Source organism: Pseudoalteromonas sp. MEBiC 03485 (assembly GCF_004195145.1).
GTDB classification, from domain to species: domain Bacteria; phylum Pseudomonadota; class Gammaproteobacteria; order Enterobacterales; family Alteromonadaceae; genus Pseudoalteromonas; species Pseudoalteromonas apostichopi.
In genome coordinates this window covers 444458-465597 of record NZ_SGBT01000001.1, presented here as the reverse complement: position 1 = coordinate 465597, position 21140 = coordinate 444458, and the positions used below count along the sequence as shown (strand labels likewise).

Annotated in this window: 23 protein-coding genes; 16 read left to right on the top strand and 7 right to left on the bottom strand. The window is 41.6% G+C overall.

Annotated elements, in window-relative coordinates:
* Position 1 precedes the first annotated feature (1 nt).
* Positions 2-970 carry a calcium/sodium antiporter gene (locus EVU92_RS02140; protein WP_130049828.1) on the bottom strand — a complete coding sequence of 323 codons (969 nt, stop codon included), beginning with the start codon at positions 968-970 and terminating at the stop codon, positions 2-4.
* Between the two features lie 248 nt (positions 971-1218).
* Between EVU92_RS02140 and EVU92_RS02135 the strand changes: the two genes are divergently transcribed.
* Genes EVU92_RS02135 through murA form a run of 7 tightly spaced genes read left to right on the top strand, consistent with a single transcriptional unit; the run spans position 1219 to position 5875 of the window.
* The gene (locus EVU92_RS02135) at positions 1219-2037 is read left to right on the top strand and encodes an ATP-binding cassette domain-containing protein (RefSeq protein WP_130052206.1); all 819 of its coding nucleotides are present in this window, start codon (positions 1219-1221) and stop codon (positions 2035-2037) included.
* The gene (gene mlaE / locus EVU92_RS02130) at positions 2030-2809 is read left to right on the top strand and encodes a lipid asymmetry maintenance ABC transporter permease subunit MlaE (protein ID WP_130049827.1); all 780 of its coding nucleotides are present in this window, start codon (positions 2030-2032) and stop codon (positions 2807-2809) included. Before EVU92_RS02135 ends, mlaE begins: the two co-directional genes overlap by 8 nt.
* Positions 2810-2822: 13 nt before the next feature.
* On the top strand, positions 2823-3371 hold the full coding sequence (mlaD, locus tag EVU92_RS02125; protein ID WP_130049826.1) for an outer membrane lipid asymmetry maintenance protein MlaD: 549 nt from the start codon (positions 2823-2825) through the stop codon (positions 3369-3371).
* A 2-nt stretch (positions 3372-3373) separates the two neighbouring features.
* Positions 3374-4051, top strand: coding sequence for an ABC transporter substrate-binding protein (locus EVU92_RS02120; protein WP_130049825.1), 678 nt, complete (start codon positions 3374-3376; stop codon positions 4049-4051).
* Positions 4044-4337 (top strand): STAS domain-containing protein, encoded by a 294-nt coding sequence (locus tag EVU92_RS02115; protein ID WP_130049824.1) that lies wholly within the window; start codon positions 4044-4046, stop codon positions 4335-4337. The genes EVU92_RS02120 and EVU92_RS02115 overlap by 8 nt, the downstream gene beginning before the upstream one ends.
* 5 nt (positions 4338-4342) lie before the next feature.
* A complete protein-coding gene (locus tag EVU92_RS02110; protein WP_054554171.1) occupies positions 4343-4600 on the top strand; it encodes a BolA family protein in 258 nt (85 codons plus the stop codon).
* Positions 4601-4615: 15 nt separating this feature from the next.
* A complete protein-coding gene (gene murA, locus EVU92_RS02105) occupies positions 4616-5875 on the top strand; it encodes a UDP-N-acetylglucosamine 1-carboxyvinyltransferase (protein ID WP_130049823.1) in 1260 nt (419 codons plus the stop codon).
* A 230-nt stretch (positions 5876-6105) separates the two neighbouring features.
* On the opposite strand, the gene EVU92_RS02100 is transcribed toward murA, so the two are convergent.
* The 3 genes from EVU92_RS02100 to EVU92_RS02090 form a co-directional block, all read right to left on the bottom strand.
* A complete protein-coding gene (locus EVU92_RS02100) occupies positions 6106-7188 on the bottom strand; it encodes a trypsin-like peptidase domain-containing protein (protein WP_130049822.1) in 1083 nt (360 codons plus the stop codon).
* A gap of 98 nt (positions 7189-7286) precedes the next feature.
* Entirely contained in the window at positions 7287-8639 is a 1353-nt protein-coding gene (locus EVU92_RS02095) for a DegQ family serine endoprotease (RefSeq protein ID WP_130049821.1), read from the bottom strand.
* Between the two features lie 123 nt (positions 8640-8762).
* Positions 8763-9206: a YhcB family protein gene (locus tag EVU92_RS02090; protein WP_130049820.1), complete on the bottom strand. Its 444-nt coding sequence runs from the start codon at positions 9204-9206 to the stop codon at positions 8763-8765.
* A 219-nt stretch (positions 9207-9425) separates the two neighbouring features.
* On the opposite strand from EVU92_RS02090, the gene zapE reads away from it, so the two are divergent.
* The 3 genes from zapE (at position 9426) to rpsI (ending at position 11671) form a co-directional block, all read left to right on the top strand.
* Positions 9426-10514, top strand: a complete 1089-nt coding sequence (gene zapE, locus EVU92_RS02085; protein ID WP_130049819.1) for a cell division protein ZapE — start codon at positions 9426-9428, stop codon at positions 10512-10514.
* Positions 10515-10841: 327 nt separating this feature from the next.
* Entirely contained in the window at positions 10842-11270 is a 429-nt protein-coding gene (rplM, locus tag EVU92_RS02080; RefSeq protein WP_130049818.1) for a 50S ribosomal protein L13, read from the top strand.
* An 8-nt stretch (positions 11271-11278) separates the two neighbouring features.
* Positions 11279-11671, top strand: a complete 393-nt coding sequence (gene rpsI / locus EVU92_RS02075; RefSeq protein ID WP_095209788.1) for a 30S ribosomal protein S9 — start codon at positions 11279-11281, stop codon at positions 11669-11671.
* Between the two features lie 147 nt (positions 11672-11818).
* Here rpsI and EVU92_RS02070 read toward each other — a convergent pair whose 3' ends face one another.
* Entirely contained in the window at positions 11819-12478 is a 660-nt protein-coding gene (locus EVU92_RS02070) for a LiaF domain-containing protein (RefSeq protein ID WP_130049817.1), read from the bottom strand.
* Positions 12479-12796: 318 nt separating this feature from the next.
* Between EVU92_RS02070 and EVU92_RS02065 the strand changes: the two genes are divergently transcribed.
* The 3 genes from EVU92_RS02065 (at position 12797) to EVU92_RS02055 (ending at position 14040) form a co-directional block, all read left to right on the top strand.
* Positions 12797-13363: a BON domain-containing protein gene (locus EVU92_RS02065; protein ID WP_130049816.1), complete on the top strand. Its 567-nt coding sequence runs from the start codon at positions 12797-12799 to the stop codon at positions 13361-13363.
* A 55-nt stretch (positions 13364-13418) separates the two neighbouring features.
* Positions 13419-13577: a YqaE/Pmp3 family membrane protein gene (locus EVU92_RS02060; RefSeq protein ID WP_064971745.1), complete on the top strand. Its 159-nt coding sequence runs from the start codon at positions 13419-13421 to the stop codon at positions 13575-13577.
* A 253-nt stretch (positions 13578-13830) separates the two neighbouring features.
* Positions 13831-14040 carry a hypothetical protein gene (locus EVU92_RS02055; RefSeq protein ID WP_130049815.1) on the top strand — a complete coding sequence of 70 codons (210 nt, stop codon included), beginning with the start codon at positions 13831-13833 and terminating at the stop codon, positions 14038-14040.
* On the opposite strand, the gene EVU92_RS02050 is transcribed toward EVU92_RS02055, so the two are convergent.
* On the bottom strand, positions 14025-16052 hold the full coding sequence (locus tag EVU92_RS02050; RefSeq protein WP_130049814.1) for a methyl-accepting chemotaxis protein: 2028 nt from the start codon (positions 16050-16052) through the stop codon (positions 14025-14027). The two genes, EVU92_RS02055 and EVU92_RS02050, sit on opposite strands and share 16 nt — an antisense overlap.
* A gap of 113 nt (positions 16053-16165) precedes the next feature.
* Here EVU92_RS02050 and EVU92_RS02045 point away from each other — a divergent pair, with 113 nt between their 5' ends.
* Positions 16166-16936: an NADP-binding protein gene (locus EVU92_RS02045; RefSeq protein ID WP_130049813.1), complete on the top strand. Its 771-nt coding sequence runs from the start codon at positions 16166-16168 to the stop codon at positions 16934-16936.
* On the opposite strand, the gene hutC is transcribed toward EVU92_RS02045, so the two are convergent.
* Complete coding sequence (gene hutC / locus EVU92_RS02040; protein WP_130049812.1) at positions 16937-17644, bottom strand: histidine utilization repressor; 708 nt, start codon at positions 17642-17644, stop codon at positions 16937-16939.
* A gap of 144 nt (positions 17645-17788) precedes the next feature.
* On the opposite strand from hutC, the gene hutI reads away from it, so the two are divergent.
* Together hutI and EVU92_RS02030 are read left to right on the top strand one after the other, a co-directional pair.
* Positions 17789-19030 carry an imidazolonepropionase gene (hutI, locus tag EVU92_RS02035; RefSeq protein ID WP_130049811.1) on the top strand — a complete coding sequence of 414 codons (1242 nt, stop codon included), beginning with the start codon at positions 17789-17791 and terminating at the stop codon, positions 19028-19030.
* Between the two features lie 118 nt (positions 19031-19148).
* The gene (locus tag EVU92_RS02030; protein WP_130052205.1) at positions 19149-20825 is read left to right on the top strand and encodes a GGDEF domain-containing phosphodiesterase; all 1677 of its coding nucleotides are present in this window, start codon (positions 19149-19151) and stop codon (positions 20823-20825) included.
* The last annotated feature ends 315 nt before the right edge of the window (positions 20826-21140 follow it).

Sequence of the window (21140 nt, the reverse complement as noted above, 5' to 3'; positions counted from 1 at the left end):
ATTATCCTATTTGGCTAAAAATATAGCCCTGATATGCAATAAATGCGACTAACAAGAAGCCACCTTCTACTCTATTGATACGACGAGCACCTTTAAAGTTCAATGACATGGCCATCAATACAACGGTTGCTGCAATCATAATAAGTGCATCGCGGTTTGCCGCAGAAGGGTCAATAATTGAAGGGTTGATAATGCCCGCAAGTGGTAATACAGCGAGTAAATTGAAGATATTTGAGCCAACGATATTACCCAGTGCTAAATCGTCTTCGTTTTTTAGAACCCCAGCAATACAGGCTGCTAGCTCAGGTAAGCTGGTACCAATGGCAATGATGGTTAAGCCAATAACGAGATCAGATAAACCAAAATATTTTGCAATATCAACCGCCGACCCAACTAAAAAATGCGAGCTAATAGGTAATAAAATCATGCCGATGACTAACCAAAATACGGCTGATTTTGTGCTCACGTCGTTCGGGACATCTTCACATGCTTCACTGACAAAAGGATCATCTTGGTTTTTCGCGCGCAGTGAGACGATCACTAAGCCACCAATGAATACAGCAAAGGCAACCATTAATGCAATGCCCTCAGTGAATGAAAAATAGTTATCTGAAAACACATACCAAGCTGCTACAGAGATTAACAGTACGAGTGGCATTTCGCGTTTAAGCGTCAAAGATGATACTGAAAGAGGACGCAATAAAGCAGTAACACCAAGTACAAGTAAGATATTGGTGATGTTAGAACCAACCGCATTACCTACTGCAGTATCTGTTTTATCAGCTAGAGCTGCTGATGCTGATACCATCATTTCAGGCGCAGATGAGCCCATAGCTACTACGGTTAAACCAATGATTAGGGTGGGGATCCCCATGTTTTTTGCGAGTGCAGCCGCCCCATAAACAAACCGATCGGCACTCCAAACGAGTGCAGCAAAACCAATAATTAAAATGACAAAAGAAGTCACCATTGTGATACGCCAACATTACTTATACAGATGACTGCAAATAGTAACAAAAGCGAAACTGAAAGTATAAGTAAAAGAATGAGCTGGCAAGCATAAAGCGTGCTGGGCGAGGAATCTAAATTTCAGGTGTGATTAAGTTCTTTGCAGCTAGCTTTAGAATTTATTAATAGGAAATATTACAAAATTTTACGATTTGTTTTTTCCATATTGACTAAAAAACCCTTAAAATGGCAAAACTAGTGAAAAAAGTTATGGAGAGCGACTTGTCGCAATCAATAGTAGAAATCAAGGATATAACCTTTTCACGGGGCGATAGAATCATATATAAAAATATGAGTTTTAACATTCCGAAAGGCAAGATAACCGCTATCATGGGACCGAGCGGCATTGGTAAAACCACCATGTTACGCTTAATTGGCGGTCAGCTTAAGCCTGATTCTGGTGACATTTTATTTGAAGGCAACAGTATTCCTGGCATGACTCGCAAGGAACTTTATGCTGCCCGTACCAAAATGAGTATGCTGTTCCAAAGCGGTGCCTTATTTACCGATATGTCAGTGTTTGACAATATCGCCTTTCCTTTGCGCGAACATACTCAACTTAGCGAAGATTTAATTCGTCTTGTCGTTTTAATGAAATTACAAGCCGTCGGTTTACGTGGTGCACAAGATTTAATGCCGTCTGAGCTTTCTGGTGGTATGGCTCGCCGTGCAGCCCTTGCGCGTTCTATTGCTCTGGACCCTGAACTGATTATGTACGATGAACCTTTTGCTGGCCAAGACCCTATCTCAATGGGGGTGTTAGTAAAGCTAATTAAATCACTTAATGAGGTGCTAGGTTTATCATCACTTATAGTAACTCATGATGTGACTGAGGTTTTGAGCATTGCTGATCACGTTATCATCATCGCTGATCAGGGGGTGATAGGGGAAGGTTCACCTGAACAAATGCAAAATCATCAATCTGAGCTAGTGCAGCAGTTTTTAAACGGCTTGTCTGATGGGCCTGTGCCGTTCCATTATCCAGCTCCTGCTTATGATAAAGAGTTATTGGGAGTGCACAATGCTTGATCTATTTCAGAAGTTAGGTCACAAGACGCTAGGCCGGTTTGCTGCTCTTGGTCGTTCAACACAAATGTTGTTTGGCGCATTAGTGAATATGCCTAACTTCAAAAAAGGCACGCCTTTACTTGTTCGCCAATTATATATGGTGGGCTCGCAATCTCTTTTAATCATCATGGTATCAGGCCTATTCATCGGGATGGTGCTCGCTCTGCAGGGTTATACCGTTCTAGTAGGTTATGGTGCAGAAGATAGCTTAGGGCCTTTAGTGGCATTAAGTTTGTTACGCGAATTAGGCCCCGTAGTAACAGCGTTACTGTTTGCAGGGCGGGCGGGTAGTGCGCTTACTGCTGAAATAGGTTTAATGAAAGCCACTGAGCAATTATCAAGTCTAGAAATGATGGCAATCGACCCACTTAAGCGTATTATTGCGCCGCGTTTTTGGGCTGGTTTTATTAGTATGCCATTGCTTGCGCTGATTTTTTCGGCAGTTGCTATTATCGGTGCTCACTTAGTTGGTGTTGATTGGCTAGGTGTTGACTCGGGTAGCTTCTGGTCAATTATGCAAGCACAAGTGTCGTTCCAACAAGATATTGTTAACGGCATAATTAAAAGTTTTGTATTCGCCATGATTGTGACTTGGATCGCTCTTTACAAAGGCTATGACTGTGTTCCGACTTCTGAAGGTATCAGTAAAGCGACAACAGAGACCGTAGTGCACTCGTCACTGGCAGTATTAGGTTTTGACTTTATTTTAACCGCGGTAATGTTTACCAGCTAATTAGGGTATAAAGATGAATTCACGGAAATTAGAAATTTTAGTTGGCTTTTTTGTAGCCCTTGGTATCGCTGCATTTGCATTACTAGCATTGAAAGTTGCCAATGCTGGTATTAGTGGTAGCGGTGAAACTTACCAACTAAATGCAAAGTTTGAAAACATTGGCTCTTTAAAGGCCAGAGCACCTATTAAAGTAGGTGGTGTTGTTGTTGGTCGAGTTGAGTCTATTTTCATTCACCCGAAAGAGTTTGTGCCAGTCGTTAACATGGCGATTGATGCAAATTATTTATGTAAATTTTCAGACACAACATCTATCTCAATTTTAACATCAGGTATTTTAGGTGAGCAGTACTTAGGCATTAATCCTGTTATTGCAGCTGAGTCTGCTGAGCAACGCTGTATGGGTGAGGATGTAACTGCAAGTGAGCATGATTCAGATTTAGATGATTTATTTGGTGTTGAAAGCAAAGCGCTTTCAGATGGTGATTACATTACTGATACAAAATCAGCGCTTGTTTTAGAAGAGTTAATTGGTCAGTTCTTATTCAACCAAGGTGGTGAGTAATTATGTTTAAGAAGTTTTTATTGTGTATTGGTGTGTTGTTTTCACTTAACACACATGCTGCTGAGCCTGCGGTTGATTTAAAAGACCCGTATAAAATGGTACGTACGGTGTCTGATAATACCTTTGCACGTATTACTAAAGATCAACCGATTATTGCAAAAAACAAAGAGCATTTACGTGTTATCGTTGAAGAAGAGTTGATGCCTTACATTGATTATAAATATGCTGCACTACGTGTGCTTGGTAATCATGTGTCGAAGGTGCGTGCAATCGAAGATAAAGATGAAAAAGCGAAAGCGATTAAGGAACTACAACGCTTTATCGACGTTTTCCAAAAGTATTTAATTGCCACCTACGCTGGCGTGTTTACTCAATACACTAACCAAAGTGTTGAGTTTGCTCCGGCACAACCATTTAAGGGTAAAGACGTGGTGGTCGTTAAAACCAAAATTGTTGAAGCCGGTAAACCTGATATCAGAATCGACTTTAAAGTACGTGAAGACCGCAGTGGTGACTGGGGCGCGTACGATATGATTGCAGAAGGTATTAGTTTGCTTGATGCTAAACAAAGTGAATTACAAGGTATTTTACGCCAACATGGTCTAGATTATGTTAGTGACTTACTTGAGCAGAAGAGCCAACTGCCAGTGCAATTTAGAGGTAATGGTGGCGATGAGTAAAGTCGAGATTACTCAACTTGAAGATAACCAGTTTCGAGTCAGTGGTGAACTGACTCGAAATTCAATTGGCCGTGAACGCCTTCTGAACGTCAAGCCAGATTCTAGCCATAAAACATGGTATTTTGACCTTTCTGGGTTATCTAGGGTTGACACGGCGGGCTTAGCTTGGTTAATTCACTCTTTCGCAGAATTAAAGCAGCAAGGTATTCACCTTGAACTGCAAAATAGCCCTGAACAATTGCAAAACTTGATGCAGTTGGGTCAGGTCACAAACCTATTTGAGTGAGATTTATGGAAACAAGCCAAGTCGAAACGTTATTACGCGACGAACTAAAACTAGATGAAGTGATTGTTAAAGCAAATGGTAGCCACTACGAAGTGATTGCTGTTGGTGAGTGTTTTGATGGCTTATCTCGCGTGAAGAAGCAGCAGTTGGTTTATGCTCCGTTAATGTCAACAATCTCAGACGGTACAATCCACGCTGTATCTATCAAAGCGTTTACACCGACTGAATGGAAACGCGAACAAAAATTCATTTTACCTCAATAGTCGCAGGGCCTCCTCATGGATCAATTTGTTATTCAAGGTGGCACCTCGCTGGCAGGTGAAGTCACTATTTCGGGCGCGAAAAACGCCGCTCTTCCAATTCTTTTTGCTGCACTTTTAGGACAGGGTAAAAGTACTTTTAGTAATGTTCCTCGTTTACGCGATATCGGCACCACAGAAGCCTTATTAAAAACGCTGGGCGCCAATGTTGAGTGGCAACAAGATAAGCTAATCATTGATGGCGCGACGGTTGATAAAACCCTTGCTCCGTATGAGCTGGTTAAGCAAATGCGTGCTTCAGTGTTAGCATTAGGCCCTTTGGTTGCTCGTTTTGGTGAAGCGCAGGTTTCACTGCCTGGTGGCTGTGCGATTGGTGCCCGTCCGGTTGATATCCATATTCAAGGCCTTGAGCGCATGGGCGCTATCATTAAGGTCGAAAATGGCTACATTAATGCCAAGGTGGATGGACGCTTAAAAGGTGCTGAAATCTTTATGGAGATGGTCAGTGTTGGCGCAACAGAGAACTTACTAATGGCAGCTACGCTGGCTGATGGTAAAACTGTACTTGAAAATGCAGCCCGTGAACCTGAAATAACTGATCTGGCAAATTGCTTAATTGCGATGGGGGCGAAGATCAACGGGGCAGGCACAAGCCGCATCGAAATTGAAGGTGTCGAATCACTATCGGGCTGTGAATACAGCATTCTTCCCGATCGCATTGAAACAGGCACCTTTTTGGTCGCGGCGGCAATGGCTGGCGGTGAAGTGCTTTGTAAAAACACTGATCACCATAGCCTTGATCCTGTGATTGAAAAGCTGCGTGCTACCAATGCTTTGGTTGAAGTGACTGATAACAGCATTTATCTTGATATGCGTGGCCGTGAATTAAAAGCGGTGAACATTAAGACCATGCCACACCCTGGTTTCCCTACCGATATGCAAGCGCAATTTACAGCCTTGAATGTGGTGGCTAAGGGCAGTGCAACAATCACAGAAACGATTTTCGAAAACCGTTTTATGCACGTGCCTGAATTACAGCGTATGGGCGCAAATATCCGCTTGGAAGGTAATACGGCAATTTGTGGTGATACCGAAAGCCTATCTGGCGCGCAAGTAATGGCAACTGATTTACGAGCTTCTGCAAGTCTCATCCTTACCGGTATCGTTGCTCAAGGTGAGACCATTGTTGACCGTATTTATCACGTAGATCGTGGCTATCAGCGTATCGAAGACAAGTTGAGTGCACTGGGTGCAAACATTAAACGTCGTTCTAGCTAATCGCTAAATACTTATAAAAAAGGCCTAACGAATGTTAGGCCTTTTTTATATCTGTATGTCTCTGTAATTATACCAATCCGCAATAATGCTTAATCATTTTGAGGGATTAAACCTGTCGCTACCTGCGTTAAAAATTTCTGATTTAGAACAACTAAATAACGAAACTTTTGCCTTGTTATCAACGAGGTTTTATTGCCTCAAAATAGACCACTTTATTAAGCGAATTGGTATTATTGCTCGTCTTCGAGCTCTGCTACGGTCACCATTACTTTTAAAATTTTACCATCGCGGTAAATTTCAAATTCAAGCTCTTTACCTGGTTCTGTGTTGGCAAGTTTCTCAAGTACTTGTTGTGGATTTGCTACAGGAATACCACCAATTTTAATAACAATATCCGTTTCTCTAATGCCTGCTTTCCAAGCTGGGCCAAATGGATCAAGTTGAGAAATGCGCATCCCCGCAACGGGTGTAAAATTGTCGCTTACATCCTTACCTGTACTATCGATACCTGTGCCACTAAATCCTAAATAGCCACGTACTACACGACCATGTTTGATCAGCTTATCCATAACATCTTTGGCAATAGAGTAAGGTACTGCAAAGAAAATACCTTGAATATCGAGGTTCTCGTGAGTTTTAAACTGCGCCGACGTGATACCTACTAAATCACCCCGTGAGTTGACTAACGCGCCACCTGAGTTGCCTACGTTAATCGCTGCATCCATCTGTAATAGACTACTGTAAGGGCTATCGATTAAGTTCTGTTTGCCTGTGGCACTTATAATACCTTGGGTAATCGTTTGGCCTAAATTAAGCGGGTTACCAATCGCTAATACTACATCACCAACACGCGGTTTAAATTTATCGTTCACCGGGATTTTCGGTAAGTGCTCGGCGCTGATTTTTAACAGTGCTAAATCTGTTTGCGTATCAAAGCCAATCACTTGTACATCATAAAAACGACGGCCATCAGAGAGTGTGACTATAATTAGGTCGGCATTTTTTATTACATGGTAGTTAGTCAAAATATAGCCATCTTGGGTCATGATCACGCCAGAGCCTAGAGCTTGAACTGTATTTTGTCGTTTATAGCGAGGTTGATTCGAAATACTTTCTGAAAAAATAGTGACCACAGATGGAGCTGCTTTTTGTACCGCATCAGCAAAGCTCATGTGTTCTGATGACATTGCTACTGGTAAATTCATGTCAGGTAACAACGTGCTACGAAGACTTGGGCTAAATAACACCACTAAAAAGGCAATGCCTAAACCAGTGAAAAGCGGGGGAAGGATAAATTTAAAAAGTTTTAGCACAGTATTCTTATTATCAGTGAGCAATCCCTTAATGATGGCACAAAAAAAATAACAGCGGCAAGCACCGCTGTTATTTTTTCATGATTTATCAACTAGGTTTACTGAATTAATACGAAAATAAGCTCTCTACCTCGTTTAACACCTAGTACGATGTTACCTTTGGTATTTTCGATGATTTTATTCATGTCACGGATTGTTTCTACGCGTTGACGGTTAACTTGCATAATTACGTCACCTTCTTCAAGGCCGACACGTGCCGCAGGAGAGCGTGCTTGTACGCCTGTAACTTCAACACCTTTACCATCACTCTTCTGGGTATTTTCTAAAGTTGCCCCTTGGAATGCTGGATGTGTTTCTTCGCCAGCGGCTGTGATTGCTGATGCACCATCTAGGGTGACATTAACTGTTTTGACTTTGCCATCTCGGTAAATGCCAAGCTTAACTTTTTTGCCTTCACCAAGAGTGGCTATTTTACTGCGTAGTTCATGGAAACCGCTAATTTCAGTCCCATCAACGCTAATAATTACATCACCGGCTTTGATACCAGCTTTACTTGCTGCGGTATCATCCATTACTTGCATAACGTAGGCGCCTTGTTTGACGTCGAGTTGTTGTGCTTTAGCAAGGCCAGCATCAAGTGGGCGACCCGAAATACCTAATGAGCCACGACGCACTTCGCCGTGCTCGATAATTTGGTCAACAAGGTTTTTCATCATGGTCGATGGAATCGCAAAACCAATCCCCACATTACCGCCAGATGCGCCTAAGATAGCGGTGTTGATACCAATCAGCTCACCATTGAGGTTAACTAACGCGCCGCCAGAGTTACCTTGGTTGATAGCAGCATCGGTTTGAATAAAGTCTTCATAACCTTCTATATTTAAACCGCTACGGCCAAGGGCACTGACGATACCTGATGTTACTGTGTGACTTAAACCAAATGGGTTACCAATGGCAACTGCAAAATCACCTACACGTAACTTATCTGAATCGGCAATCTTAAGTGCTGTTAAATCCTCTGCATCAATTTGCAATAAGGCAATATCTGATTCTTTGTCACTACCGATTTTAGTTGCTTCATATTCGCGGCCATCTTCTAAGGTCACCACCATTTTTTCGGCATCTTCGATAACATGGTTATTGGTTACCACGTAACCTTCTTTTGCATCAATGATCACACCTGAGCCTAGGCCACTAAACTCACGCTTTTGACTGCCGCCACGAGGTACACCAAAAAAATCATCAAATGGTGTCGCACGGCGGCGGACTTCTTTTGAACCTGACACTTGAATACTGACTACGCCAGGTGTGATTTGCTCAAGCATAGGTGCTAGGGTTGGCAATTGTTGTCCATCTACAGCAACAGGAAGCTTTGCCATTGAAATAGTAGGGCTTAATAATAAGCTAGAAGATAAAATAGCAGCACTGATAACAGATAATTTCATTTTCATAGTCCGGGTTTACTCCACTTCAGAGATAAAGCAAAAACTAAAAAGGGCTGCATAAGCAGCCCTTTTCTTGGTTTAGATATAAAGCTGTTATATCTAAAGACTATGGGGTCAAAAAAAAGTTCATCAAGAGGCTTTAGAATGTTCTGAAACTTTCTCTGAACCAGTGAACAAGCCTGTTTCACCAACAACATAGTCAGCTGGCTGAGCTTCAGCACTTGAGCGATCGCCTCTGCGGTCTTGTAATGAGTTTTGTAATTGCTCCGTGGTTTCTTTAGAAAAGAACGGCTCATTTGGATGCTGTTTTTTATCAGCCAGTAACAAGTTATTTGTTTCTTCTACATGGTTTAGCAACTGGTCGTAGTTATCTTTCATTTTAGAAACTAGCTTACCAGTGCTAGCTAGGTGATCAGCCACATCTTGGCGGTATTGCTCAAGGGCATTGTTAGCTTGCTCAACTTGTTGTTCTAGTTCGTCTTGCTTAAATTGTTTTTTAGTTACAAAAGCACCAATGAAAAATGCTGAAATTGCAACGATGATTAGAATACCAATCCAGGTAATTGTGCCCATAAATCTACCCCTTTGGGAAAAAATAACAAAAACAGATGCATCATACCAATTTGCAATAATTCTTAATTAAGCGCGTTGGTATTAAAAGCATTTATAGTCCAATCATTATTAAAATATGCTTAATTTGATTGTGAAATCATACTGCGGGCTAATATACCCTGAGATACGATGCGTGTTAATATACTACGCAAATTTAACAGTGTTTTATTGTAACGACCTATGACTCCATGGCAGAAATACCAACAAGATTTACAACGTGAAGACTTTGTACATGATGCAGCGCAAGAAAATGCAGTGCGTCACTTACAAAGACTCTATGATGACCTTACGGCAGACAAACCCGCCGCGAAGGGATGGTTTGCCAAACTATTCTCTAAAGATAGCACGCCGAGTATAAAAGGGCTTTATTTTTGGGGGGGAGTTGGTAGAGGTAAGACCTATTTAGTTGATACTTTCTATGAAGCTTTACCTACTGATCGTAAAATGCGTGTGCACTTTCATCGTTTTATGCATCGAGTACATGATGAGCTTAAAAAATTAAAGAACACCAGCAACCCATTAAATGTTGTAGCTGATATTTTTAAATCAGAAACAGACATTATCTGTTTTGATGAATTTTTTGTTCAAGACATCACTGACGCAATGCTGCTTGGTGGCTTGATGGAAGCATTATTTGAACGTGGCATTGTGCTCGTTGCTACATCTAATATAGTGCCAGATGAGCTGTATCGTAACGGTTTACAGCGCGCACGTTTCTTACCTGCAATTGAGCTGGTAAAAGCTAATACAGAAATCGTTAATGTTGATTCGGGTGTTGATTATCGATTGCGTACACTTGAACAGGCTGAGATTTTCCATAGCCCGCTTGATAAACAAGCTGACGATAATTTATTTGAATACTTCGATAAGTTGTCACCTGAGCCGGGGGTGCTCGACAAGGCAATTGAAATTGAAGGGCGCATGATCAAAACCCGTAAAGTATCAGACTGTATTGCCATGTTTGATTTTAGCGAGCTGTGCGAAACAGCTCGTAGTCAAGTTGATTACATGGAAATCAGTCGACTCTATAACACGGTGATTTTGTCTAATGTAAAATCGCTAGGTCAAGCTAATGATGATGCGGCACGTCGTTTTATCGCATTAGTGGATGAATTCTACGAACGTCATGTCACCTTGATTATCTCTGCAGAAAAGCCAATTACTGAGCTATATAGTGAAGGTAACTTAAACTTTGAATTTAAGCGTTGTATTAGTCGATTACAAGAAATGCAATCGCTAGAGTATTTAGCAAAAGAACACTTAGCTTAGAAGAGCCGTCAGTCTTTAGCCGAACGGTGTTGAATGTAAGACGCGTCAAGCAAGCGTGACGCCTACGATTGATGTAGGCGTGAAATTTATTTCACGCGCACTTATTAGCTGATTTTCTCGAATAAAAAACAACCATCATCTAGCAATGTGGTTTGAGTGCTGGTATACTCCCGCGTCTGCCACGTTGCGTTCTATTACCAATTATTAGTTTAGCCTCTAATTTTTGGTTTAAAGTCTTCAACTCGAAGGGGTTAAAGCATTCAACTTAGAGCGGTAATTAATAATAATTACCTGTGGTTTTAATTAAAAAACATTGGATTTTAATAAATGAAAACGTTTGTTGCTAAGCCAGAAACAGTAAAACGTGACTGGTACGTAGTTGACGCTGAAGGTAAAACTTTAGGTCGCATCGCTACTGAAATCGCTCATCGCCTACGCGGTAAGCATAAAGCTGAGTACACTCCTCACGTAGATACTGGTGATTACATCATCGTTATCAACGCAGAGAAAGTTACTGTTACTGGTAATAAAGCAAAAGACAAAATGTACTACGCTCATACTGGTTTCCCAGGTGGTCTTAAGTCTACTACTTTCGACAAGCTTCAAGCTGCAAAGCCTGAAATGATTATCGAAAAAGCTGTTAAAGGCATGTTGCCACGTGGTCCTTTAGGCCGCGCTATGTACCGTAAACTTAAAGTTTACGCGGGTACTGAGCACAACCATGCTGCACAACAGCCTCAGGTTCTAGACATTTAAGGAGCACTATCATGGCAAATCAATACTACGGTACAGGTCGTCGTAAAAGTTCAAGTGCTCGCGTATTCTTACGCCCAGGCACTGGTAACATCGTAATCAACAAGCGCTCTCTAGAAGAGTACTTCGGTCGTGAGACTGCTCGCATGGTTGTTCGTCAAGCATTAGAGCACGTAGAAATGACTGAAAAGTTTGACCTACACATCACTGTTTCAGGTGGTGGTACTACTGGTCAAGCTGGTGCTATCCGTCACGGTATCACTCGTGCACTTATGGAGTTTGACGAGTCTCTACGTCCTACACTTCGTAAAGCAGGTTTCGTTACACGTGATGCACGTAAAGTTGAGCGTAAGAAAGTGGGTCTTAAGAAAGCACGTAAGCGTCCACAATTCTCAAAACGTTAATATTTACGTTTATCAGAATACCAAAAACCCAGCTTCGGCTGGGTTTTTTGTATTTATAGCTCTCTCAGACGTCAGTATTGTTTAAATGAACAAACCCCTTACCACACATACTTACCACACATAATAGCTTTATAAGAGTAGACTTTTTTATTGCATCTTATTCATTTCTTTCCAACTGGCTTTTAGGCTGTTAGCAAAGCTAATGAACTTTTCTTTCATAGTGCGTTTAACTGAAATCTCGACTGAGCCTAGCCATACGTTACCTTCAATGGTGATGGTTGGACCTTGACCTTTGTTTAGAGCGACTGACTTGTTCTCAACACTGCCTATTACACTAAACAGTTTGGATACCACATTGACATGTTCTGGTACGTAGATTTCGTCGTTACCTAAAATACAGTTTACATATATAGTGACATGCTGATGCTGGAAGATCGCTTCGCTAAAGTCGAGTTCGATAGAGCCTAAACAGTTTGTCAGGTGAATTTCTTTTGGTACCACCCATTGGCCGCTGCGCTCATTTGAACCAAGAATACTACGAAGGTGTAGGCTTTCGTTATCGCTGCTGTGACTATAATGAGGCTTAAATTGAGCATGCTTATGCGATTTGTAGTCAATGTCAGCTTTTAGTTCTAAGTCAGCAACAAGCTCTACCAGAACTTCGTTGCTGGTGGCCGCCATTGCTTGATCTAGTCGGCGTTCAAATGCTTCAGCTGAAATAACAGCATGACTATAGTTATAAATGAGTTGATCGATTACTTCTTCTCTTACTTGATCAATTGGGCGGTCTTCAAGTTTAACGGCCATGGTAGTTCCCTGTTGTGATTTTATAGTTATTATTCATGAAGCAAGGCTTAGGCCAAATTTTATTTCCATATAAATCAAAAGGTTAATTTTTATGGCTAATAATCAATTTCGTTAAATTAACCACAGATTAATAAAATTCGCAACTAAGTAGCTATTTTTGCAACATCGTGAACTTATTACCGATCAGCTTGTAAATCTTTACCGAAATAAATATAAACAGTCGCTGAATCAATGTTTAACTAATTGAAAATTAAGATATAAATAGTTGGCATCATAGTCGCATTACTTAATCTGTCTTTAATCAAAAGGAGAAAGATTATGAACACTTTTAACAAATCTATGATTGCCGCTTTAGTAATTGGTGCAACTAGCATGTCAGCTCAGGCAAGCAGCTGGGAAAATGAAAGTAAAGATGCTTGGATTGATGGTAAGGCAGAAACTGTGCTTCTTATGAACACAAACCTTAACAACTTTGACATCAACACTGATGTAACGAATGGCAAGGTTGTACTTACAGGTAAGGTTGATAGCGAATTAGATAAAGAACTTGCTGAAGAGCTGGTTCTTAGCCTAGACGGTGTTAGCTCTGTTGATAACAAATTAACTGTTGTTAAAAACATGAAAGCTAAGCACATGAAATCAGACAAAGCTGATTCAGCAGAAAGCGACTTAACCGATGCAAAGATCACTACTGTAATCACGACACGTTATTTATTTAACTCAGAAGTAGGTGGTACAGACATTGATGTGGATACTGACAACGGTGTAGTAACACTTAATGGTACTGTTGAATCTGATGCAGAAAAGCAATTAGCGGTAAGCATTGCTGAAAACGCTGAAGACGTTCGTAAAGTAATCGATAAATTGAAGATTATTGCTGAATAATAGCAAGCCCTTTAGCCCAGCTTTAGCTGGGCTGATTTAATTCAAGGAGTGAGTTATGGATTTAATACGTATTATTTTATCAGTTTTAATTCCACCCTTAGGCGTATTTTTACAGGTAGGTTTAGGTGCGCAATTCTGGATTAATATTCTTTTAACCTTATTAGGATACATTCCTGGTTTGATTCATGCCGTGTATATCATCGCTAAGCGATAATTACTGCATTGATCTGCAAGGATGAGTAATGGAGCACAGCAAGGAAGGGCTGTAGGAGTAACGGATTATAAACCGCAAGGAGTTTACAGTATGGATAATGTAACTACGCTCAAAGGACAACAAGGAAGTAACAAGGCGTTATGGAGTAGCGCACAATGGCAACGCTTTATGGATAAAGTGAATGGAGATGACAGCAAGGAATAAGCTTAGGCAGGAGCCAAAAAGGATGAAGCTAGCGTAAGGAGGAGACTATATGGAAAAAGTACAAACGCAACCAACACAAGGATTGACCGACAAAGGAGTTGCTTTATGGAACAAGCAACAGTGGCACGAATTTATGGAACACGCGAAAGCGGTTGCGCCACGAATAACAGGGAAGGCTGACGATAAAAACCCGATGTCATCTTCAGGTGACATCGGGTTTTTAACTACTTCAGCAATTTATCTTTATAACTTAAATTGATTCACCGTCTTATTTAAAGCGGCTGCTAATTCATTCAAATCACGTGCTTCATCCGCCAATTCATGAGCATGATCCGCAGTGCTATTCACTAAGTGATTAATCGCTGCCAAGCTATTGTTGATATCTTCTGCAACCACAGTTTGTTGCTCTGTCGAAGTCGCAATTTGATGACTTTGATCTTGCACATTTGTCACAGATTGCGCGATATCTTGTAGAGCTTGCAATACAATTTGTGTTTGCTCAACTGAACCCTCAGCACGCTCTTGACCTTGTTGCATCATGGTTGATGCTTGTTGAGCAATTTGCTGTAAACGGCTGATCATATTGCGAATATCATCTGTTGATTCTTGCGTTCGGCTTGCCAGTGAACGAACTTCGTCAGCAACAACCGCAAAGCCTCGACCTTGCTCGCCAGCACGGGCTGCTTCAATTGCCGCGTTCAGTGCTAGTAAGTTAGTTTGCTCTGCAATTGAGTTGATAACATCAACTACCGCGCCAATATTGCCACTTTCTTGCTCAAGACCCGCAACCACTTTAGATGCTTCACCAATGTGGCTTGCAAGAGCGGTCATCACTGATTGTGCTTGAGTCGAGCGCTTAGTGCCATCTGCGGTAATAGTTTGCACTTCTTCAGCCGCATTATTGGTGTGCTGAGCGTTACGTGAAATCTCCATCACCGTAGTTGCCATTTCTGTTACTGCAGCACTCACACTGTCTACTTGTTGCTTCTCTTGCTGAATTTCATCGTTGGTTTTTTGCGAAACTGTTTTCAGCTGGCTAGCAGCTTGGCTTAGCTGCTCTGCTTGTGCAGCAGTATTAAGCATCATTGCACGTAGCTTATCGATGAAAGTATTCATGTGATGGGCAAGTTGACCCACTTCGTCATTACTTTTTATCTCGATTTTTTGTGTTAAATCGCCATCACCTGAGGCAATATCACGCATGATGTAAGTTAGTTTTGTTAGAGGCTTGGTGATCATTTGCGTCGCCCAAAAGATCATCGCAATGATAATCGCGAGAATGATGATCACAGATGTGGTCGTTGTCATCACCGCATCGTTTACCGGCTCTTCAATCATGCTGGTCGGTATTAAAATACCGACATACCAATCTAGGTAAGGAGTTTCTAACTCAAGTCGGTTGTATACAACATAATATTGCTCACCTTTGAATGTAACAAAGCTGCTACCATCTTTTTGGCTTTTCATCGCGCGGTTTAATTCGCTAAAGCCTGAAGTGTCGCTAAATTGTTTTTCGAGGGCATCTAAGCCTTCTTTACCATTCGGTCCTTCATCAGTTACAGACAGCTTATGACCAGTGCGTTTCGATAAGTGTACAACCTTTTGATTGCCATCTAGTAGGAAGCCAAAACCTTGGCCATTAAAACGAATGCCTTCAACCATGTCGTTAATATTATTAAGCTGTAAATCAACACCACCAAAGCCTACAAGTTTATTTTGTTTATTATAAACAGGCTGCTGTACAACTGCTGAAGCATTCCCGGTGGTCAGATCTACAGAAATAGGACCAACATAGAGTTTGTTGATTTTTAAAGCGTCTTGCCACCAACCTCGTTTGTACGCGTAATAAGGCTGGCCGTTATAATGAGAGGTGCGCTCATTTTCTTTAAAATACTCACCTGTTGTTGCAGATGCAAAAAAGGCAGATAAGATGTTGTCGTCGTTACCACTGATGCGGACAAAATCTTGGTTAACACTGTCATATCCAGGTTGGTTATCAAGGCTTTGATCACGTTCAGTCCAGTTGTCGAACCAATTAACTAAGTGCGGATTTGTCACGAAAGTTTGTACAACTTTACCGTATTTGGCAAAGTAACCTTGCATTGAGAGTCGCTCACTCTGTAAATAGCTATCTGCTTCTCGTTGAATAGCTTGGCGTGATAGCTCGGCAATATGGTTAACAAAAAAACTAGAGGCGATGATCAGTAATACACTTATCGTCCCGCCGATGAGTAGTAATATTTTTTTTCGTAAAGAGAGGTTATTTAACATAGGTGCACGTGTTTTTATTATCGGGTAGAGTTATCTATCTAATCATATTTGCACCCAAATCGCTACACTGTTAAGTGAAGGTTAATAATAAATGCTAAGGACTTATTGTATAAATGAGTATTGAAAAGAATAAATTGGTAGTTTTAGGTGCTGGTTGGCTAGGCCAAGCACTTTGTATTAAGGCAAAAGAATTAGCATGGCATGTGCAGGGAACACACCGTAGTAGCGAACATGAATATGACTTTCAGCGTCAGTTTGTACTTGAAGACACAGTGCTTAAACAAGACGTATCACTTGAAGATGCATGGTGGGTGTGTGCAATCCCACCACGTAGCCGCAGTTCAGAAAGTAATTATCTAGCCACTTTGCAAGCAGGTCTTGAGCTTGCTAAATACCTAAATTGCAAAGGCTTTATTTTATGCTCTTCGACAGGTGTCTACCCAACTGACAATGGTCAATACGACGAAACTACAGAAATTAATTGTCAATCAGCGCGCCAACAACTGCTATTTGATGCCGAGCAGTTAGTGTTAAATGCCGGTGGTAAAGTATTGCGTTTGGCAGGACTAGTTGGCCCTGGGCGCGATCCGGGTAAGTTTGTTGCTGGTAAAGAGCTTTCTAGCTCAAGTCAGCAGGTAGTGAACATGGTACAACAGCAAGACGTGATAGCGGCGATTTTGGCTGTACTTGAAAATTGGTCTAACGCGAGCAGCATTTATAATGTTGTCAATCCGGCGCATCCAACAAAAGTGGATTACTACCAGCAAAAATGCTCTGAGCAAGGCAATCAACCACCCACTTTCACAAGCCATGATAAAGGCGAACGAATCATTGATGGTTCAGCGATAGAGACACTGAATTTTCTTTATCAAACGCCTATTTAGCTACTTTTTAAAAGTAAGGTGACCGCCTAGCCGGTATTTACTACCCGGTGAGACTAAGCGTGCAAAGCTTACAATACCTTGTGATGACCAGGTTCGGCGGATCACTTGTAAGCATGGCTCTTCGTTATAAAGATTGAGCCATTCACACATTTCTGGATTTGGCATAATTGCTTCAACCGTGTGACGTGCTTCGGTTAGTGGAGCATTCTGCGATAAATATTCGTGGGGTGTTAGGCTGTGAAAGTCTTGCTGTAAGTAGTCTTTAGCAAGAGCTGGGTTCACAAAACGCTCTTCAACTTGCAAAGGTTGCTCGTTTTCATTGTGCACAATCACACTTCGATAAACATGGCTGTCGACCTCGACACCCAAAGCAATCGCAATTGGCGCTATAGCGCTAATTGATTCCATCACTAAAATAGTACAACTGTAGTTGCTGTTTCGTGCTTTAACTTCATCGGCAATGTTTTTGATTTCAAGTAGTGATGATTGTGATTTGAAGTTGGCAACAAAAGTACCTTGGCCTTGGCTGCGCGTTAAAATACCGGCATCGGTTAATTCACAGAGTGCGCGCCTAGCTGTCATGCGGCTAACTTGAAATTGACTAGTTAGTTCGTTTTCAGACGGGACACGGTCGTTTTCTTGCCATTCTCCCGATTGAATATTTTCCAAAATGAATTCTTTTATTTGCGCAAACTTAGGGACGCTCATTATGAAAAGTTTATTAGTAAGTTAATGGTATGTTACAAGGTGACATAATTTCCTTGTATATACAAGATGAGTTGATAAACTTTAAGCAATTTAAATTTAGGCTCATACTGAGCCTTTAGCAAGCATCAAAATAATAGGTGAAAAATGCACACAACCAACAATGATCAAGCGCTCTGGGATTTACTGATCACAGATGCCAATATCGCCACAATGGATCCTGCTGTCGATGCACCATACGGCGCCATTGAAAATGCAGCGATTGCCGTTAAAGATGGCAAAATTGCCTGGTTAGGTGCACAAACTGATTTACCTGAGTTTGACGCACTCGCAACGCCAACTGTGTCTGCAAAAGGGCAGTGGTTAACACCTGGATTGATTGATTGTCACACTCACTTAGTATTTGCTGGTAGCCGCGCAGAAGAATTTGAGCAGCGTTTACAAGGTGTAAGCTATGAACAAATCGCTGCAAAGGGAGGCGGTATTGCAAGTACGGTACGTGCAACCCGAGAAGCCGACCACGAAACCTTATTTGTTAGTGCAAAAGAGCGTTTAAATGCGTTATACGCAGAAGGCGTGACTACGGTAGAGATTAAATCGGGTTATGGCCTTGATTGCGAAAACGAAATTAAACTACTTGAAGTGGCTCGTTTACTCGGTGAAAATCACCCGGTTGATGTTAAAACCACCTTTTTAGGTGCTCACGCGTTACCGCCTGAATATAAAGGCCGTAGCGATGAGTATATTGACTTGGTGTGCGGTGAAATGCTTGACCGTGTTGTTGAGGCTGATTTAGCTGATGCGGTTGATGCATTTTGTGAAAACGTTGGCTTTAGTAACGAGCAAACTCGCCGTGTGTTTGAAGCGGCTAAAAAGCACAACTTACCGGTTAAGTTGCACGCTGAGCAGCTATCTAATCAACATGGTGCAGAGCTTGTTGCAGAATTTAATGGCTTATCTGCTGATCATATTGAACACTTAGATGAAGCAGGCATTCAAGCAATGGCCAAAGCAGGCACTGCTGCGGTATTGTTGCCTGGTGCATTTTACTTTTTACGCGAAACAAAGTATCCGCCAATTGAACTACTCCAGCAGTATCAAGTTCCTATCGCTATTTCAACTGACTTTAATCCGGGGACTTCACCATTATGTTCATTGCACTTAATGATGAATATGGCATGTACTATTTTCCGCATGACGCCTGAACAAGCATTAGCAGGGGTAACGCGCAACGCCGCAGGTGCTTTAGGTCTTGATGACCGTGGAGTGTTAAAAGTAGGTGCTCGGGCTGATATTGCCCACTGGCAAATATCCCATCCAGCACAATTAAGTTACCAGTTTGGCGTAAATAAACTGTTAAATCTGTGGATTTTGGGTAGACTTAGTTAGATAAGTTTTATTACGCAGTTTGGATTACATGTCATTGATTTTTAGTTTAGCGAGTAGTACTCAACTCGTAAATTTAACAAGTGATGTTGTGCCAGTGTTTTTAGCTGGTAGTGTCTTTATGGCAATTATTTGTGCCTTATGCGTAACCCATAATCCTATCTTGAGACTTAGCCTAGTCGTTAATGGCGTTCTAGGTTTAGCTATCCTAAGTTTAGGATTACCTTGGCTGGTTATATTGCTTGCTTTAAGTTTATGTTTTCATTTATGGCAAGCATTTCGTACCACAAATTGGCTTGCCATTATTTTGAGTGTGGCTAGTGCTATTTTATTTGCTGTTTTATATTCAGCCCACCTATTACTCGATATAGCTTTATATTGGCTTGTTTTCTCTGTTGTCATTTTATCTATCTCGGGCTTTTTTAATTACGAAGAGCCCGAAGATGAAGAGCTGGTTGAGGTTGAGCCCTTGTATCACGATGAGTTAGATGCGACCCCACTCACAGGCTTACCTGATCGTAATGCACTTAGAAATAGCTTTGTTGCATGGACTGAAGAGCACTCAGCGAACTGCGCACTAGTGATGATCCGCCTTGAAGGTTTTAACGATGTTAACCAGCATATTGGTCGTGACTTTGGTGATTTGTTATTAGCACAATCGGCTACACGAATTAAACAACAACTCAATGTTAATGCTGTTCTTAGTGTGGCAAGTAATACAGGTAGTGCTGAAAAGTTGGCGCATTTAGGGGGGTTAAATTTTGCGTTTATTTGCTCACTTGAAGAACAAAAACATCTTCACGAGCAGTTGATCAGCCAAATTAGGCAAGTCACACTAAAACCATTTAACGTTGCTAATTGCACCATTGAAGTGAAAGTGCGTGCTAGTTATGTGAACTGCGACGAGCCAGACTATAGCTTCGAAAATCTAATTTCATTTGCCAACCTTGCCCTTGACTCAAACCCTGAGCGAGCAATTGTGCCTTATCACCCGCAAATGATGATCGAGCAATTAGAACAACAAGCACGATTGCGCGAGTTAGCACATCTAGATTTTGCCAGCGAACTTGAATTGTATTTTCAGCCGGTTATCCGCAATAGCGACGAGCAAATTGAATTTTTAGAATTGCTGTTGCGTTGGCAACACCCTAAACAAGGCATTCTTTCAGCGAATAAATTTATTGATGATATTCGTGTCGCTGGGCTTAGCTACCCCGTTGCTGCCTACGTTATTGAGCGCGCTGCCGAACTAGCTATGGCGCTGCGTATGGAAGGTATTGAATTACCTCTTAGTATCAATGTGTTTGGCCCTGAAATGCTGCATGAAGAGTTTATCGAGTTTGTTGATCGCATTATGGCTGAGCACCGCTTAGAACCGGGTGATTTAATCATTGAATGCCCGCTCGATTTATTTATGAACTTAGATGAGCAGGGTAAAGCTATGGTTGCAAGGCTAAGTAGTATTGGCATCAAATTGTGTATTGATGGATTTGGTGACACACCTATTTGGCTTGCTAAATTACCTAACCTCAATGTTGAGTACATTAAAGTGGCTGCATCACTAACCGCTGACTTTGCCCATCAAAGCCAAGTTCGCAGTCTGGTTTCTGGCATGGTGGATATGCACAGTCAAAACAATGCGAAAGTAATTTGTGAAGGGGTAGAAACCATAGAACAGCTTAAATTTGTTAAGTCGCTGAACACCTACGCCGCACAGGGCTATTACTTTAATTACCCGCTTAGCAGCGTAGGTATGATGTCATGGTTAAAACAGTGGCGGTTAGAGCATCAGGGTTGAGTTAGCGAGTTTCAAGAGTAAAGTTAGCGAGTTACTAGAGGAAAGAGTTATATAGAGCTTTCAGCCGTCAGCTATCAGATTGAAAGTTAGCGAGCAGTTTGACTCGTTACATCGCGTTTTATCTCGAATCTTGCTTCCAATTTAAGTGGCGCGGCATAAAGCCGCTGATACAGGTAGGCGTGAAACTTGTTTCGCGCGTCTGACCGCTGAAGGCTGAGAGTTGAAGGCTGAGAGCTGACCGCTTCTATGTGTTGAGTATCGCTTCGTTCGACCAGACCTACCTAAAAATCAGTCGTTACCTCGTTGCTCGCACCT

Coding starts and splice junctions, on each gene's coding strand:
- EVU92_RS02140 (WP_130049828.1), bottom strand. CDS start 970: ATGGTGACTTCTTTTGTCATTTTAATTATTGGTTTTGCTGCACTCGTT.
- EVU92_RS02135 (WP_130052206.1), top strand. CDS start 1,219: ATGGAGAGCGACTTGTCGCAATCAATAGTAGAAATCAAGGATATAACC.
- mlaE (WP_130049827.1), top strand. CDS start 2,030: ATGCTTGATCTATTTCAGAAGTTAGGTCACAAGACGCTAGGCCGGTTT.
- mlaD (WP_130049826.1), top strand. CDS start 2,823: ATGAATTCACGGAAATTAGAAATTTTAGTTGGCTTTTTTGTAGCCCTT.
- EVU92_RS02120 (WP_130049825.1), top strand. CDS start 3,374: ATGTTTAAGAAGTTTTTATTGTGTATTGGTGTGTTGTTTTCACTTAAC.
- EVU92_RS02115 (WP_130049824.1), top strand. CDS start 4,044: ATGAGTAAAGTCGAGATTACTCAACTTGAAGATAACCAGTTTCGAGTC.
- EVU92_RS02110 (WP_054554171.1), top strand. CDS start 4,343: ATGGAAACAAGCCAAGTCGAAACGTTATTACGCGACGAACTAAAACTA.
- murA (WP_130049823.1), top strand. CDS start 4,616: ATGGATCAATTTGTTATTCAAGGTGGCACCTCGCTGGCAGGTGAAGTC.
- EVU92_RS02095 (WP_130049821.1), bottom strand. CDS start 8,639: ATGAAAATGAAATTATCTGTTATCAGTGCTGCTATTTTATCTTCTAGC.
- EVU92_RS02090 (WP_130049820.1), bottom strand. CDS start 9,206: ATGGGCACAATTACCTGGATTGGTATTCTAATCATCGTTGCAATTTCA.
- zapE (WP_130049819.1), top strand. CDS start 9,426: ATGACTCCATGGCAGAAATACCAACAAGATTTACAACGTGAAGACTTT.
- rplM (WP_130049818.1), top strand. CDS start 10,842: ATGAAAACGTTTGTTGCTAAGCCAGAAACAGTAAAACGTGACTGGTAC.
- EVU92_RS02070 (WP_130049817.1), bottom strand. CDS start 12,478: ATGGCCGTTAAACTTGAAGACCGCCCAATTGATCAAGTAAGAGAAGAA.
- EVU92_RS02065 (WP_130049816.1), top strand. CDS start 12,797: ATGAACACTTTTAACAAATCTATGATTGCCGCTTTAGTAATTGGTGCA.
- EVU92_RS02060 (WP_064971745.1), top strand. CDS start 13,419: ATGGATTTAATACGTATTATTTTATCAGTTTTAATTCCACCCTTAGGC.
- EVU92_RS02055 (WP_130049815.1), top strand. CDS start 13,831: ATGGAAAAAGTACAAACGCAACCAACACAAGGATTGACCGACAAAGGA.
- EVU92_RS02050 (WP_130049814.1), bottom strand. CDS start 16,052: ATGTTAAATAACCTCTCTTTACGAAAAAAAATATTACTACTCATCGGC.
- EVU92_RS02045 (WP_130049813.1), top strand. CDS start 16,166: ATGAGTATTGAAAAGAATAAATTGGTAGTTTTAGGTGCTGGTTGGCTA.
- hutC (WP_130049812.1), bottom strand. CDS start 17,644: ATGAGCGTCCCTAAGTTTGCGCAAATAAAAGAATTCATTTTGGAAAAT.
- hutI (WP_130049811.1), top strand. CDS start 17,789: ATGCACACAACCAACAATGATCAAGCGCTCTGGGATTTACTGATCACA.
- EVU92_RS02030 (WP_130052205.1), top strand. CDS start 19,149: ATGGCAATTATTTGTGCCTTATGCGTAACCCATAATCCTATCTTGAGA.